This window comes from Nisaea acidiphila (genome assembly GCF_024662015.1).
Classification (GTDB): Bacteria; Pseudomonadota; Alphaproteobacteria; order Thalassobaculales; family Thalassobaculaceae; genus Nisaea; species Nisaea acidiphila.
This window is the reverse complement of sequence record NZ_CP102480.1, coordinates 60,300-75,051: the sequence shown is the minus strand read 5'-3', so window position 1 is coordinate 75,051 and position 14,752 is coordinate 60,300. Positions and strand designations below refer to the sequence as shown.

At 61.7% G+C, this 14,752-nt stretch carries 12 protein-coding genes and 1 tRNA gene; 3 read left to right on the top strand and 10 right to left on the bottom strand.

Translation table 11 applies throughout. The features are described 5' to 3' along the window. The first annotated feature begins 1 nt into the window (after position 1). Positions 2-1,285: a TRAP transporter large permease gene (locus NUH88_RS00350; RefSeq protein WP_257769225.1), complete on the top strand. Its 1,284-nt coding sequence runs from the start codon at positions 2-4 to the stop codon at positions 1,283-1,285. Positions 1,286-1,288: 3 nt separating this feature from the next. Here the strand turns inward: NUH88_RS00350 and NUH88_RS00345 are convergent, their stop codons facing one another. Both NUH88_RS00345 and NUH88_RS00340 read right to left on the bottom strand, forming a co-directional pair. Continuing rightward, positions 1,289-2,194, bottom strand: a complete 906-nt coding sequence (locus NUH88_RS00345; RefSeq protein ID WP_257769223.1) for an SMP-30/gluconolactonase/LRE family protein — start codon at positions 2,192-2,194, stop codon at positions 1,289-1,291. A 33-nt stretch (positions 2,195-2,227) separates the two neighbouring features. Beyond that, positions 2,228-2,950 (bottom strand): FadR/GntR family transcriptional regulator, encoded by a 723-nt coding sequence (locus NUH88_RS00340; protein ID WP_257769222.1) that lies wholly within the window; start codon positions 2,948-2,950, stop codon positions 2,228-2,230. A gap of 229 nt (positions 2,951-3,179) precedes the next feature. Between NUH88_RS00340 and NUH88_RS00335 the strand changes: the two genes are divergently transcribed. Next, positions 3,180-3,269: transfer RNA gene (locus tag NUH88_RS00335), tRNA-Ser, on the top strand. Positions 3,270-3,294: 25 nt separating this feature from the next. Here the strand turns inward: NUH88_RS00335 and NUH88_RS22270 are convergent. Beyond that, entirely contained in the window at positions 3,295-4,188 is an 894-nt protein-coding gene (locus NUH88_RS22270) for a glycosyltransferase family 17 protein (protein WP_372743574.1), read from the bottom strand. Positions 4,189-4,351: 163 nt separating this feature from the next. On the opposite strand from NUH88_RS22270, the gene NUH88_RS00325 reads away from it, so the two are divergent. Continuing rightward, positions 4,352-5,491, top strand: a complete 1,140-nt coding sequence (locus NUH88_RS00325; protein WP_257769218.1) for an aminotransferase class V-fold PLP-dependent enzyme — start codon at positions 4,352-4,354, stop codon at positions 5,489-5,491. On the opposite strand, the gene NUH88_RS00320 is transcribed toward NUH88_RS00325, so the two are convergent. From NUH88_RS00320 to NUH88_RS00290, 7 genes are all read right to left on the bottom strand, one after another. Then, positions 5,488-6,762 carry an amidohydrolase family protein gene (locus NUH88_RS00320; protein WP_257769214.1) on the bottom strand — a complete coding sequence of 425 codons (1,275 nt, stop codon included), beginning with the start codon at positions 6,760-6,762 and terminating at the stop codon, positions 5,488-5,490. The two genes, NUH88_RS00325 and NUH88_RS00320, sit on opposite strands and share 4 nt — an antisense overlap. Positions 6,763-6,778: 16 nt before the next feature. After that, positions 6,779-7,729, bottom strand: a complete 951-nt coding sequence (locus NUH88_RS00315) for an ABC transporter permease (RefSeq protein ID WP_257769210.1) — start codon at positions 7,727-7,729, stop codon at positions 6,779-6,781. A 4-nt stretch (positions 7,730-7,733) separates the two neighbouring features. Beyond that, positions 7,734-8,783 (bottom strand): ABC transporter permease, encoded by a 1,050-nt coding sequence (locus NUH88_RS00310; RefSeq protein ID WP_257769209.1) that lies wholly within the window; start codon positions 8,781-8,783, stop codon positions 7,734-7,736. Next, positions 8,783-10,318, bottom strand: a complete 1,536-nt coding sequence (locus NUH88_RS00305; protein ID WP_257769208.1) for an ABC transporter ATP-binding protein — start codon at positions 10,316-10,318, stop codon at positions 8,783-8,785. Before NUH88_RS00305 ends, NUH88_RS00310 begins: the two co-directional genes overlap by 1 nt. A gap of 20 nt (positions 10,319-10,338) precedes the next feature. Further along, positions 10,339-11,343 (bottom strand): BMP family protein, encoded by a 1,005-nt coding sequence (locus tag NUH88_RS00300; RefSeq protein ID WP_257769207.1) that lies wholly within the window; start codon positions 11,341-11,343, stop codon positions 10,339-10,341. A 251-nt stretch (positions 11,344-11,594) separates the two neighbouring features. Next, positions 11,595-13,589, bottom strand: a complete 1,995-nt coding sequence (locus tag NUH88_RS00295) for a sensor histidine kinase (protein WP_257769206.1) — start codon at positions 13,587-13,589, stop codon at positions 11,595-11,597. Further along, positions 13,586-14,689 (bottom strand): ABC transporter substrate-binding protein, encoded by a 1,104-nt coding sequence (locus tag NUH88_RS00290; protein WP_257769205.1) that lies wholly within the window; start codon positions 14,687-14,689, stop codon positions 13,586-13,588. Before NUH88_RS00290 ends, NUH88_RS00295 begins: the two co-directional genes overlap by 4 nt. Positions 14,690-14,752: the final 63 nt, after the last annotated feature.

Sequence of the window (14,752 nt, the reverse complement as noted above, 5' to 3'; positions counted from 1 at the left end):
AATGGGCCTCTTGATTCTTCTCGGCGTCTTCGCCGTTTGCGTCGTCATCGGCGTGCCGGTCGCCTTCGCGCTCGCAGTCGCCGCGGTCACAGCGTTCTTCATCGAGGGACTGCCGCTGGTGGTCGCTTTCCAGCGCATCATCTCCGGTATCAACGTCTTCTCCCTGATGGCGATCCCCTTCTTCATCTTCGCCGGCGAACTCATGTTCCACGGCGGGATCGCGATCCGCCTGGTGCGCTTCGCCTCGGCCGCGGTCGGCAAGATCCGGGGCGGGCTCGGGGTGGTGAACGTGCTCTCCTCCATGCTCTTCGGAGGGATTTCCGGATCCGCCGTCGCCGATATCTCCGCGCTCGGGTCGATCCTGATCCCGGTGATGAAGGAGAAAGGGTATGACGACGACTACGCGGTGAACGTCACCGTCACCTCCTCGATCGCCGGAATCCTCGTTCCGCCGAGCCACAACATGATCCTTTTCGCCATTGCGGCCGGCGGCGGGATCTCGATCTCGCAGCTCTTCCTCGCCGGCGTGGTGCCAGGGATCCTGATGTGCGTTTGTCTCGCCGTCGCGGCCTACGTGATCGCGGTCCGGCGCGGATACCCGGTCGAGGTCTTTCCGGGCTTCCATGCCCTCTTCCTCAGTTTCGTAGCCGCCCTGCCCGGTCTCTTTACCGCTGTGATCATCGTCGGCGGCGTGCTCTCCGGCGTCTTCACGGTCACCGAGTCCGGCGCGTTCGGAACGCTCTACGCCTTTCTGGTCACGCTGATCGTCTACCGCTCACTCAGCTGGGAGGCGTTCAAGACCGCGGTTTTGAACTCGGTGCGTACGACATCGATGGTGCTGATCCTCGTCGCCTCTGCGACAGCGTTCGCCTACATGCTGACCTTTTATCAGGTGCCGTCCCGGATGATCGACTTCATGACCGGCGTGACAGAGAACCCGGTCGCGATGTTGCTGATGATCAACGCGATGCTGCTGGTGCTGGGCATGATCATGGACATGGCGGCGCTGATCCTGATCTGCACCCCGATCTTCCTGCCCGTCGTGATGTCCATCGGCATGGACCCGGTGCAGTTCGGCATGATCCTGATGATGAATCTGGGACTTGGACTCTGTACGCCGCCCGTCGGGGCCTGTCTCTTCCTTGGTTGCGCAGTCGGCAAGGTTCCGATCGAACGCGCGGTGAAAACGATATGGCCGTTCTATGCCGCGATCTTCGTCGCGCTGATGCTGACGACATTCATCCCTGATATTTCGATGACCCTGCCGCGTCTGATCGCGGGCTAGAGTTCAGGCGGCGGCCGGCGGCGGCGCGTATCCGGCAACGCCGGGCGTGCAGACGAAGAGTCCGCCGGCGTCCGGTTGCCGGTCTTCTGTACCGGGCGTGATCAGGCCGGGACCCATGCAGGTGATGTAGAGGTCCGTCAGGTCCGGGCCGCCGAATGCGAGACAGGTCGGTTTCTCGACCGGGACCGGGATGGTGCGGTCTATCCGGCCGTCCGGCGTAAGACGCAGGATCTGCCAGCCGTCCACACCCGCCATCCAGTAGCAGCCGTCCGCATCCATCGCGGCCCCGTCCGGACGCCCCGGAACGGCGCGGGTATCGAAGAAGACCTGCCGATTGCTCGGCACTCCGTTCTCTTGATCGTAATCGAAACGCCATATCGTGCGGACCATGGGATAACTGTCCGAGAGATACATCCGGCGTCCGTCCGGCGAAAAGGCGAGGCCGTTCTGGATGTAGAGCTCGCCGAGTTCGCACCGGCAGGAGCCGTCCGCCTCGAGACAGAACAGCTCGCCGTCGCCAGTCTCTCCCGCAGTCGAATCGCGCGGCCCCGTCTTCGGCATCGTTCCGGCCCAAAACCGGCCATTCGGATCGACGCAGCCATCGTTGAACCGGTGTGTCGGCCGGCCCGGTGCGCGGTTGTTGAGAAGGCTGATGGCGCCGGTAGCGGGGTCAAAGGCCGACCATCCGTCCTCTAGTCCGAGAATGGCTCCGCCGCCCCGCCGCGGCGCGACACAGCCGATTGCAGACGGCATCTTCCAGACTTCGGCCCGATCAGCGCCGGGAGAAAAGGAGTGCAGCGCCGGTGCCGCTATATCGACCCACCAGAGCACCTCCGAGACGCTGTCCCAGACGGCCCCTTCCCCGAGCTTGGCTTTCGCTTTGAGCACACAGTCGACGGTCACGGGCATGAGGTGAGGCTCCTGTGGTCAACGAGAGGGATGTCAGGCTGAGAGCGACTTCCGATAACGAGTGATGCTGCCGCTCAGATGGTCCCTCATCGCAATGCGGGCCGCATCGGCATCCCCAGCGGAAATCGCTTCGACGATGGCGCGGTGCTCCTTATTGACCCGCTCAAGATAGGATTTGTCTATCAATCGCGCACGATCCTCCTCTGAGAGCCTGCTGCGCGGGATAGCATTGCTGCCGAGCGCTTCGAGGAACGATGTGAACAGGCTGTTGTTGGTTCCCTGAGCTATCGCGAGATGGAAGGCGGCGTCCTTTTCGACCGCAGAGGCGCCGGCCTCGATCGCGTGCTCGAACTGGGTGAGGCATTCGCGGATCCGGGCATCTTGGGAAAGTGTGCGCCGGGTCGCGGCAAGGCCGGCCGCCTCGATCTCGACGGCCATCCGCAATTCCAGCAGATCGAGGGCCTCGTGTACATCGGAAGGGGCGAATGACGGCAGCTTGTTCCCGCGTGTACCTGCCGGATCGCGGACGAATATCCCTGCTCCCCTGCGTGGCTCGACCAATCCGTCCGCCTTGAGCACCGCAATCGCTTCGCGGATGACCGTACGGCTGACGCCGAATTCGGCTTCCAGCTCCTTTTCGGTCGGAAGACGGTCTCCGGTCTTCATCGGCCCCGAGGCGATCTTCGCACGCAGGGCTTCGGTGGTCTGTTGCGTGAGGTTTCCGCCGCCAGGCGGGCTGGAGGATTTTTCGATCACGAAGAACGGCACCCATAAATATGATTAGTTGGTATAAAATGTAATACTAATAAAGCGAATTGATCAATACTCGAACCTGTTTGCCGTCGCCGCAATTCACGGTCGACGGCATCGATGATTCACTTGGCGCTTCGCTGTTGCGGGAGCGTGCACGGTTGCGTATAGACACCCCTCCCGCAGGTGTCGCATGTCCGTTCACCGGACCGTGCGCGCGTGAGACGGGGAACGCGGATGGGTGGCCGAGCGGTTGAAGGCACCGGTCTTGAAAACCGGCAGGCGGGTGACCGTCTCGTGGGTTCGAATCCCACCCCATCCGCCATATCTGGATGGAATTTTCTGCGAATTTAACCGCCCCGGGAGCCAGTCCCTCGGATCGGCGCCAATACCATCGCCGGCGTATCCACGACTAAGTCCGGATTGATCTCGTGCGTCGGATCGGGCGCGATGAGATGCGTGAACCGATCCCTGCTTCGGCGAACGAAATCCGGGAAGTATTCGTTGATGGCGACGCTTTTCCAGCGAAAACCGGGCCGCCCGAGTGTGTCCATGCCCCGTCGAATAGCCTCCTCGACCCCCAACGTTTCTATCACCTCCGAGACGGCATGTTCCGTATGCGCGAAGCTCGCGAGTTTCTGTCGGACGTGGTCATCATCTCCGATATAGGAGAAATGCCAGCCGGCATGGTTCAGAACCGCGAGGTTGTCGTCGAGTCGGTTTGTCGCCTGCTTTTTTTTCAACGTAATCCGGAAATCGCGGAGTTTCTGGGGATGACTCTGTTTGAAGGCGGATCCCCACGCGGCGACGGGCCAGACGAATATCGGGTCCCGTCCCTCAAGTTGCAGGTAATTGAGGCGCAGATGGAAATGAGTGAGCTGCAAGCCGATGACATCGACGTCTTTGCGCGTCAGCGTTTCCTCGATCGACGAAGCCCGGGGAATTTCATCGACATCGGAAATGATCACCAAATCGTCGTTCTTCAGGTCCTTCAGGCCGAGGGATATGGCCCTGCGCTGCGCATTCTCCCGTCCCCATGGCTTCAGGCCGGAAGGGAACTCCTTGATACCAATATACCTGATCCGGTCGAGCCAGGGCGTGAAGCGCTCCCTGTTTTCGGCAAAATGAAGCGGTTTCGGCAAACCGGTATGGGTTTGGGCGGCTTCAACGAGGACGAACGTATCGACCACATTCTCGAGTTCCCGAAGACGCAGTTCCAAGATGTCGAGTTCATTGTTGAACATGAAGCAGTCGTATACGGCCATGCGCACGCTCATCTCAACAGGTCGGATATTCCAGATTTCTTAGTCGGCCAAAGTTATGCTGTTGTGCAATGCTAAACTTCTTCACATAACAAATTTCGACCTACTTTCTCGCGATCTGCCGAAATCAGTATGAGCTATCTTCATGCCACTCTCCTGCCAACGCGCCCTTTTCGACCTGCCTGACGACATCACCTATCTGAACTCTGCGAGCCAGTCTCCCGCGCTCGGGACCAGCTTCGAAGGCGGGATGCGCGGTCTCAGGCGGAAGCTTCATCCCTGGACACCGGAGCGAGCCAATCTCGCGAGCGAAATGGAGCGCTGCCGGTCTTTGTTCGGGGGATTGATCGGTGCTGAGACGGATGACGTGGCGATCGTCTTCTCCACCAGCTACGGCATCGCAACGGCGGCGGCCAACCTTCGCCTGGAACCGGGTAAGGACGTGCTGATGCTGGGCGGGCAGTTCCCGTCCAACGTCTATGCCTGGATTCGCCTTGCCCGGATCGCCGGAGGCGATGTGCGACTGGTTCGCCGCGGGGAGGATTTCGACTGGACCGGACCGGTTCTGGAATCGCTCGATGACGGAGTCGGCATTGTTGCGCTGCCGAATTGCCACTGGTCCGACGGCTCTCTGGTCGATTTGGAAGCGGTCAGCGCGGAGTGCCGCCGGCGCGGGATTCCGCTCGTGGTCGATGCGACGCAATCCATTGCCGCCCGGCCTTTCGACCTGAGGACGGTCCAAGCCGATTTCGTCGTCGCCTCGGGCTACAAGTGGCTGCTTTGTCCGGACACGATGGGATTCATGTATGTCGCGCCGAAGCATCACCGCGGCATGCCACTGGAACTGAACCAGCAAAGCCGGATCGACGCGCCTTCCATGGAGAGCGGTGACGGGATCGGCGGCGCGCTCAAGCCAAATGCGCGGCGTTACGACATGGGGGCCGCTGACAGCATGATCCATATGCCGATGTCGGTCGCTGCGCTGGAGCAAATCACGGATTGGACGCCTGCGGCTATCCACGCTTACTTGACGGAGTTGGTCGATGCGGTCGCCGACCGTGCGGCCGAACGCGGCCTCATCCATCCAGCGAAAAATCGGCGGATCGGGCATTTCATCGGTCTTTACCGGGAGACGCCGTGGCCGGATGGGCTGGCGCAGAAGCTCGCTGCGCGCGGCATTCACATTTCCTTCCGGAACAACGCTTTGCGGATCAGTCCTTATCTGTTCAACGACATGGACGATATCGACAGACTGTTCGAGGCGCTGGACGCAGAACTAGCCTAGCTTCGCCTGAAATCGACCTCGTAGCTTTCGCCGCCCATGGTGACCTTGCTCGTCTGCGGCGGCGCCTCGGCGATTACCTTGCCGCGCCGGATGACCGCGAGCCGGTTCGGTTTCAGGCGGATCGCCTCGATCGGATCGCCTGCCTGGAGGATGACGAGATCGGCATTGCAGCCCTTGGCGATGCCGTAGCCCTCAAGCCCCATCGCCTTCGCCGAATTCTCCGTCACGGCGGCGAACATCGCCTTCATCTCTTCGATGCCGGTCATCTGCCCGACATGGACCGCCATGTGGGCGACTTCCAGCATGTCGTGGCTGCCCAGGCTGTACCAGGGGTCCATCACGCAGTCGTGGCCGAGGGCGACATTGATGCCCTGCGCGGTCATCTCCTTCACCCGGGTCATGCCGCGGCGCTTCGGATAGGTGTCGTGGCGGCCCTGCAGGGTGATATTGATCAGCGGGTTCGGGATCGCATGGATCTCGCTCTCCGCCATCAGCGGCAGGAGCTTCGAGACGTAGTAATTGTCCATCGAATGCATCGAGGTCAGGTGAGAGCCGGCCACCCTGCCCTCGAGCCCGAGGCGCTTGGTCTCCGCCGTCAGCGTCTCGAAATGGCGCGACATCGGATCGTCCGTCTCGTCGCAATGCATGTCGACCCGGAGGCCGCGCTCCGCCGCAAGTTCGCAGAGCGCCCGGACAGAACGCGCGCCGTCTTCCATTGTGCGTTCGAAATGCGGTATGCCGCCGACCACGTCGACGCCCTTGTCGAGCGCCCGTGCGACATTCTCGACGTTCGAGGGCGAGCGGAAGTAACCGTCCTGCGGAAAGGCGACGAGCTGAATATCTATGTATGGCTTCAGCTCCTCGCGTACCTCGATCAGCGCATCGACATTGATCATCCGCGGGTCGGAGGTATCGACATGGCTGCGGATCGCCAGCGTCCCCTTGGCGATGGACCAGCGGGCGAGTTCGCGCACTCTGTTCTTGATTGCGTCGCCGGTCAGGTGCGGCTTCAGCTCGCCCCAGAGCTGGATCCCCTCCAGCAGCGTGCCGGACTGGTTCAGGCGCGGCTCGCCGAGGCTGAGGGTGGAATCGAGATGGAAATGCGGGTCGATGAAGGGCGGCGTGACGAGGCACCCGGCTGCATCGAATTTCCGGCCAGCTTCCCCGGTCACGTTCGGGCCGACCTCGACGATCTCTTCTCCCACGATGGCGATGGACTGTCCTGTGCGCCCGTCGGGCAGCGTCGCATTGGTGATCAGGATATCGAGCATCTTTGGAACCTTTTGATCAGACCCGGTCACCGCGCCGGAACGGCACCAGAAGCGCCTTCGGATACCGCGCCCGCCGCGCCATGACCACCATGGCGGCGATGGAGAGTAGGTACGGGGCCATGAGGAAGAATTGATAGGGGATCTGCGCGCCGGCAAGCTGCTGCGCCCGGACCTGCAGGGCGTCGAGTCCGGCAAAAAGCAGCGCACCGAGCAGCGCCTTGCCGGGACGCCATGAAGCGAAGATCACCAGCGCGACACAGATCCAGCCACGGCCGTTGATCATACCGAAATAGAAGGCATCGAAGGCACTCATGGTGATGAAGGCGCCGCCGATCGCCATAAAGGCGCTGCCGATCATGACGGCGCCGGTACGCACCGCCAGCACGTCGATGCCCTGGCTCTCGACCGCGACCGGGTTTTCCCCTGCCATCCGGACGGCGAGGCCGAGCGGCGTGCGCTCAAGCACGTACCAGACGGCCGGCACCGAAAGCAGCGCCAGGTAGGTCAGCGGCGTCTGGGTGAAAAGCGCTTCGCCTAAGACGGGGATGTCGGAGAGCACCGGTACGGCGAATGGCTGGAACGGAACGATCTTCGGTGGCGTCGTCGCATCGGGCAGCAGCATGCGGAAGACGTAGTAACTGAGGGCCGAGGCGAACAGCGTGATACCGATGCCCGTCACGTGCTGCGAGAGGCCGAGATAGACCGTGAAACTCGCGTGAAACAAGCCGAAAAGCGAACCGATAAAGGCAGCGAAGACGATGCCGCCCCAGAGGTCTCCGCCCTGGTAGACCCACATCCATCCGGCCATCGCGCCCATCGTCATGATGCCCTCGATGCCGAGATTGAGCACCCCTGCCCGCTCGCAGATCAGCTCCCCGAGGGTGCCGAGGATGAGCGGACTGACGATCCGGATGGTCGCGGCCCAGAAGCCGGCGGTGACGAGGATTTCGAGCAGGTCGCCAATCATCGCCTCAGCTCCAGCGGATGCGATAGCGGGTCAGCATGACACTGACCAGGATGGTAAGGACGGAAAGGCCGACCAGGACGTCCGCGATATAGGTCGGGATGTCCGTGCTCCGGCTCATCGCGTCTGCGCCGACATAGACGGCCGAGATGAAGAAGGCGGAGAGGATGACGCCGAGCGGATGCAACTGCGCCAGCATGGCGACGGCGATGCCCGCATAACCGAAGCCTGGGGAGAGATCGAGTGTCAGGTATCCCTTGAGCCCGGCCACCTCGCTGACACCGGCGAGCCCGGCGAGGCCGCCCGAAATGAGCGCGGTGCGGATCACCGTCGCATTGACGCCGATGCCGGCGAACCCGGCGGCCGACGCATTCAGGCCGACGGCGCGGATCTCGTAGCCCCAGACGGTGAAGCGCATCAGCGCCCAGGCCAGCACGGCAGCGATCAGCGCGAAGATGAAACCGAGATGAAGGCGTCCCTTGGCAAGCAGCAGGGGCCAGATCCCCTCGTCCACGATCGGCGCGGCCTGCGGCCAGCCGAGGGACATGGGGTCCTTCCAGGGACCTTCGAGGAGATAGCCGACGAGCAGCAGGATCACAAAGTTCAGCAGCAGCGTCGTGACCACCTCGTCGACCTTCATGTGGGTCTTCAGCAGCACCGGCACGATCAGGATGGCGCCGCCGGCGATGGCGCCGACCAGCATCAGGAAGGGGATCATCAGGACAGGCGGAAGGGTAATCAGACCGGTGCCGAAAAAGGTCGCGGCCAGCGCCCCGCAATAGAGCTGCCCCTCGGCGCCGATATTGTAGAACTTGGCGCGGAAGGCGACTGCCGCAGCGAGACCGGTAAAGATCAGCGGCGTGGTTCGCGTCAGCGTCTCGTTGATGGCAAAAGCGGAGCCGAGGGCGCCTTTCAGCAGAGCCCAGTAAGAGGCTAGCACCGCCTCACCCGCCCAGAGGATCAGCCCCGCGCCGAGTACCAGGGCCGCCAGGACAGCGACAAGGGGTGCCAGAACGACGCGCCAGACCTCGACCTGCTGCCGTGCCTCGATACGCATCAGGCGGCCTCCGCGCCCTGGCCGGACATCATCAGCCCGACCTCGCCGACCGTGAGCTCCGAAACCGGCCGTGCCGGAGTCAGATGACCGTGATACATTACCGAGATCCGGTCGCTCAGCGCGAAGAGCTCGTCCAGGTCCTCCGAAATCAGCAAAATGCCGGCGCCCTCTTTGCGGGCCTCAAGCAGGCGGCGCTGCACATAGGCGATCGCCCCCTCGTCGAGACCGCGCACCGGCTGGTTCGCGAGGATGAAGCGCGGCCCGCGCGACAGCACCCGCGCGAGAATGAGCTTCTGCATGTTACCGCCTGAAAGCAAACGGGTTTCGGCTTCCGGGCCTTCGCAGCGGATGTCGAATTCCCTGATCAGATCCCGGGTCCGTTCGAGCGCCCTAGCCTTGTCTATGACAATCCCGGCGCGGGCGATCTCCGCGCTGCGGCGCTCCTCGCTGATGATGTTCTCCCAGAGAGGCATCTCGCCTACCACGCCGGTCGCATGACGGTCCTCCGGGATGCGGGCAACACCGCGTGCGACCAGCTCCGTAGGATCGTCGGTTCCGGGCGCGCCGAGGATCTCGACATTGCCGCTGTCCGCGACGGCGAGGCCCGACAGCAGGCTCGCGAGCGTGCGCTGTCCGTTGCCGGCGACTCCGGCGAGGCCGACGATTTCGTGCGCGCGGATTTCGAGGCTGACCGACTTTAGGCTTTGGGCTTCCGATCCGGCCTTGCAGGAAACCGCAGCTAGCCGGACGACGGGCGCGCCCGGCGCCATCTGCTCGGCGGTCGGGCGCTTGACCTCCTCGCCCACCATCATCCGAGCCAGGCCCGCACGGTCGGCGTCAGACGTTCTGACCGTCCCTGCGACCTTGCCGCGGCGAAGGACCACGACCCGGTCGGTGTGGCTAAGGATCTCGTTCAGCTTGTGGGAAATGAAGATCACCGCGAGGCCGCGTGCGGTCAGCTTCTTCAGGGTCTGGAAGAGACTGTCGGATTCCTGCGGCGTCAGCACCGCGGTCGGCTCGTCGAGGATTAGGATGCGGGCGTCGCGATAGAGCGCCTTCAGGATCTCGACCCGCTGGCGCTCGCCGACGGATAGCTCGCCGACCAGCATGTCCGGATCGGCCTCAAGGCCGTAATCGGCAGCCATGGAAGCGATTTTCGCGCGCGCCGCGCGGATGTTCCGGCGCCAGGAGAACAGCGGCTCGGTCCCGAGCGTGATGTTCTCCAGGACCGTCAGGTTCTCGGCAAGGGTGAAATGCTGGTGCACCATGCCGATCCCCGCATGAATCGCGGCATCGGTCGAACCCGGCGGCAGCGGTGTGCCGTCGATCAGGATTTCCCCCTCGTCCGCGACGTAATGGCCGAAGAGGATGTTCATCAACGTGGTCTTGCCGGCCCCGTTCTCGCCGAGCAGCGCCAGGACCTCGCCCTCCCTAAGGTCGAGCGAGATCGCGTCGTTCGCCGTCAGCGGGCCGAAGCGTTTGGTGACGCCCCTGAAGGAAAGCAGGGGCGTCACAGAGTCAGGTGATGTTGTCACAGGGGAAACCCCGCGCAGGATCAGAAGGTCGACTTGGGCTCTTCGTCGTTGATCTCGACCGTGAACTCGCCGGAGAGGATCTTCGCCTTCAGGTCCGCAACCTTGGCCTTCGCCTCGGCCGGGATCTTGTCCTCGAACTCATAATACGGGGCGAGGCTGGCGCCGCCCTTTTGCATCATGGTCCATTCCTTGTAGTCCTCGGCCTTGAAGTTGCCGGCCTTCACGAGGTCGATGGCATGGGCGATCGCCTCTTCCATGTGCCAGAGCGCGGAGGTGACGACGACGTCCTTGCCGTTCTCCTCTTTGTTCATGTCGTTCACGTTGCCGAATGCGATGATGCCTTTCTCGCGCGCCGCATCGACAACGCCGGCGCGCTCGGCATAGAGCACGTCGACACCCGACTCGATCTGCGCGAAGGCGGCTTCCTTGGCCTTCGGCGGGTCGTACCAGGAGCCGATGAAGGTGACCTTGAACTGGATGGAGGAATCGACCGAGCGCGCGCCGTTCATGAAGGCGTGGAACAGCCGGTTCACCTCGCCGATCGGGTAACCGCCGACCATGCCGATCTTTTTCGACTTGGTCATGTGCCCGGCGATGATGCCCATCAGGTAGCAGGGCTCGTGAATGTAGTTGTCGAAGACGGAAAAATTGCTGCCGTGGGGCTTGAACGGGTCGCCCATCAGGAAGGCGACATTCGGATATTCGTCCGCCACCTTGCGCGCCTCCCGGCTGATCCCGAAGGCCTCGCCGACGATCAGCTGGACGCCGCTCTCGGCATATTCGCGCAACACGCGGATATAGTCGGTGTTGGAGACCTTTTCCGAATAGGAGTATTCGATCTTGCCTGCGGCCTTGGCAGCCTCCAGACCCTGGTGGAGTCGGGCATCCCATTTCTGCTGGATCGGCTGTGTGTAGATGCCCGCGACTTTGATCTTGTCGGCGGCGTTGGCGGCCACCGGCAGCATGGATACGGCGCTGAGAGCGGCCAGCGTGGTCAGAGCCTGGCGGCGCGAAATAAAAGTCATATCAGTCCCCCGAAAAGCAAAACGGCCTGTGTTCCGGACCCCTCCGGACACATTTCACCGAATTTCGTTGTGCCAAATCCTCCCGCCGCATCCGTGGCATTCTTCTGCACATCGCCCCTCTCCGCGGGGAGCCCACATTTATTTCGGGCCGCCGATGCCATCGCATGTGACAGCTTGATTTCAGCTTTTTGAATTTGGATTGTCAACGAAACGCGGCACAGGCTTGGGGGGCGCGACTTCGAACCGGCGGGTCAGATCTCGTAGTTTGGCTCGAGGTCTGCTGTGGAGCGTGTCGCATCTTCGCTTTCGGCCTCGGCATCCGGCTCCGGCGCAACCAGGGGCACCGTGACAACGAACCGCGTGCCTTCACCCGGAACGCTCGTAACCGTCAGGGTCCCGCCAAGGATATTGGTCACCGCGTTATGGGCGATGTGCATCCCGAGGCCTGTTCCGCCCTGCCCGAACTTGGTGGTGAAGAACGGGTTGAAGACCTGCTCGACGACATTCTTTTCCATCCCGATTCCATTGTCTTCGACCGTCAGACAGACGGTCCCGGGATCCGGCTCCGACACGGTCAGCCGAATATTGCCCGCCTTGTCGGGAAATGCATGCTTGTTGGCATTGTCGATGAGGTTTGTGATGACCTGCCCGAATTCGCCCGGATAACTGTCGAGTTCGATCCGGTCGGGTATCTCTTCGACGACAACCTCTATCTCTTTCCGTATCGACGGTTCGAGCGTGAGCACGGTGCTACTGACCAGCTCCGAGAGCCTGAAGTTCCGGCGGTAAGATGCGGTCCTGTCGACGGCGACCTGCTTGAAATTGACAATCAGGTTGCATGCCCGATCGATATTGAGCCCGGCGACCGAGGTGCCTTGCTTCATTCGGTCGATGAAAGCCGTTAGATCCGACTTCCGCAGGCCCTTCCGGACGAGTTCCTCAAAACGCTTAATCTCATGTTCCTGGGCTGAAAGGCTGAGCTTGCTGTTGCCGAGAGGCGTATTCAGCTCATGCGCAACGCCCGCAACCAGCCGACCGAGGGCGGCGAGTTTCTCGGCCTCGATCAATTCGCCCTGTGCCAGCTGCAAATTGCCGAGTGTTTCGGAAAGTTCAGCGTTCGTTTTTTCCAGGTCCCGGGTTCGTTCCTGAACTCGTGTTTCCAGGGCCTCGTTCATGCCTTTCAGGGTTTCCTCGCGGTTCACCAGCGCGCCAGCCATAGCTTCAAGGTCTTTCGATAGTTGATCAAATTCCCTTATCGGGCTGGACGGCCAGGACGATGGCGGTTGACCGGAGGCGAGCATACGTGAACGGCCGATGACCGATTGCACCGTCTTCGTCATTACCTGCGCCCAGAGCGGTGCGAGAAGCGCGCCAAGGATGGACGTTGCGACGAAACCGACGATGATGATGGCTACCGTATTCCGAGTCGCCGCATTGTCCATGCCGCTGGGAATTCTACTCACGAAAAGCCATCCGAAGGATTCGGAATACTCCGCTCCGGCGAAATATTTCCGGCCGTTGAAGGTCAGCCTGTCGGGAAAAGGCAGGCCATCGATTGCAGCTCGCACGATCGGCAAGTGATAGAGATTTTGCCTTCCCGAGCGGGCCATGCCGGTATCGGCGACCACTTCGCCGAGTCGATCGATGATCCAGAGCTCGAGTTGCGGTCCGCTGCGAGTGAAACGGCTGATGGATACGATTTGCTGAAGCGGGATCTCGCCGATGATCACCTGTCCCGTCGCGTGCACCGGAGCGGCGACTCCGACGGTCACCTTGCCGGTAATCGCCGAAAGATGCGTATCGCTCCAGGCAACAGCCCCGGTATCCAGAACTTCCCGAAACAGCTTGTTGCCGGACATGTCGATACCCTCAAGTTCTTCAACGAATTCGGGGGCATAACCTTCGATGCTGGCATCAACCAGTGTTCCGCTCTTGTCCAGCAGGAAGATCGCATCGAGACCGCCTCCCCGCGCAGATTCCAGTAGATGATAGATCTCGTGGACAGGCATCTCCGGGATTGCGTTGGCGAGAACCCTGAAACGGTCCTCAAGCGAACGCAGGTAACCTTCCAGACGAGCCGCAACGTCACTCGCGGCATCCTTGGCGAGCGCACTGTTTTCTTCCGCGATTTGCGGCAGGCGAACCGCCAAGGCAATCGAGCCAACGACGATCATCGCGACCAGCGGGGTTACGACAAATAAAAGGGTCAGGGCCGACCGAAGAGACAGCGCGAAGGGAGCCTTCATTGACGGACGAATTTGCCGTCGCGAACCGAGACAAAGACAAGCTTGCGCCTGCTGTCGCCGAATTCATCGAAATCGACGGTCTGCTGTAGCCCACGCACGTCCGGAAGCGCGTCCATCTCCGATTTGAGATCCCCTTCACCATCCCATGCGCGCAAGGCAGAAAATAATGCTTCGGCGCCATCGTATGCAGCGATGCTGGAGAAACCGGGATCGGAACGGAAACGATCTATATAGGCATCGCGAAACTTCGTGTAGCGCGGCGTGCTGTCATATCGATCGTATGTCTGGAGGACGACCAGCCCCTCCACCGCCTTGCCTCCGAGCTCGATCAGACCTTCGGAGGCGGCCCATTCGGCCGCGAGGCTCGGCACCTGGCTGTTTCTCTTTACGATTTGCTGTGAGAACTGGGCGGTGTCGACACCATTCGCAATGTAGAGAAGCGCGTCTGGATCGCTTGCCAGCAGGATATCGGCGATACGGGAAAACTCCCCGCCAAGCGACGCGTCGAAAAGTTCTGCGGTGACGACTTTGCCGCCCAGATTCTCGTACGCACGCCGGAACTCCTTGAGCCAACTTTCAGAAAACACCGCATTGCGGCCGTCAAGCGCCGCCGCGACGGTCTTGTATCCTGCGTTCCAGCAGTATTCCGCATAGGCCTCGGCATATTGGGTGGTCGAAGAGCCGATCCGATAGAAGTAGTCGTTCTTGCCGACGAACGCGGTTGATGAAACGGTCGGCGATATCGTCACCACTTTCGCATCGTTGATGACAGGCAACATCCCTGAGGCAACAACACTCAGGTTCGGGCCGATAATGGCCGCCACGCCTTCTTCGACCAGGGATCTGGAGGCCTCAGCACCTCCTTCTGCCGTCCCGTTGTCGTCCCGAGCGAAGAGCTCGATCATACGCCCATCGATCCCGCCGCTGCCGTTCACTTCATCGACGGCCATTTGAAGCGCGTTGCGCGAGGCAATGCCAATATCGGAGGCGCGGCCTTCCAGCCCGCCGACAAAGCCGACCTTGATCGGGGCCGGCTCACCGCATCCGCCGAGAAGGAGCAGTCCGGCGGCGATCGCCGGAAAAATTCTGACCAGACGCATGGGATCCTCTCCATAGCGAAACCGGCTCAAATTTGACTGTATTTCAATAAAGATTCGTAAACA

Excerpts from the sequence above, each read along its gene's own strand:
- NUH88_RS00310 (WP_257769209.1), bottom strand. The coding sequence starts at position 8,783 with ATGCGTATCGAGGCACGGCAGCAGGTCGAGGTCTGGCGCGTCGTTCTG.
- NUH88_RS22270 (WP_372743574.1), bottom strand. The coding sequence starts at position 4,188 with ATGTTCAACAATGAACTCGACATCTTGGAACTGCGTCTTCGGGAACTC.
- NUH88_RS00300 (WP_257769207.1), bottom strand. The coding sequence starts at position 11,343 with ATGACTTTTATTTCGCGCCGCCAGGCTCTGACCACGCTGGCCGCTCTC.
- NUH88_RS00290 (WP_257769205.1), bottom strand. The coding sequence starts at position 14,689 with ATGCGTCTGGTCAGAATTTTTCCGGCGATCGCCGCCGGACTGCTCCTT.
- NUH88_RS00295 (WP_257769206.1), bottom strand. The coding sequence starts at position 13,589 with ATGAAGGCTCCCTTCGCGCTGTCTCTTCGGTCGGCCCTGACCCTTTTA.
- NUH88_RS00315 (WP_257769210.1), bottom strand. The coding sequence starts at position 7,729 with ATGATTGGCGACCTGCTCGAAATCCTCGTCACCGCCGGCTTCTGGGCC.
- NUH88_RS00350 (WP_257769225.1), top strand. The coding sequence starts at position 2 with ATGGGCCTCTTGATTCTTCTCGGCGTCTTCGCCGTTTGCGTCGTCATC.
- NUH88_RS00325 (WP_257769218.1), top strand. The coding sequence starts at position 4,352 with ATGCCACTCTCCTGCCAACGCGCCCTTTTCGACCTGCCTGACGACATC.
- NUH88_RS00345 (WP_257769223.1), bottom strand. The coding sequence starts at position 2,194 with ATGCCCGTGACCGTCGACTGTGTGCTCAAAGCGAAAGCCAAGCTCGGG.
- NUH88_RS00320 (WP_257769214.1), bottom strand. The coding sequence starts at position 6,762 with ATGCTCGATATCCTGATCACCAATGCGACGCTGCCCGACGGGCGCACA.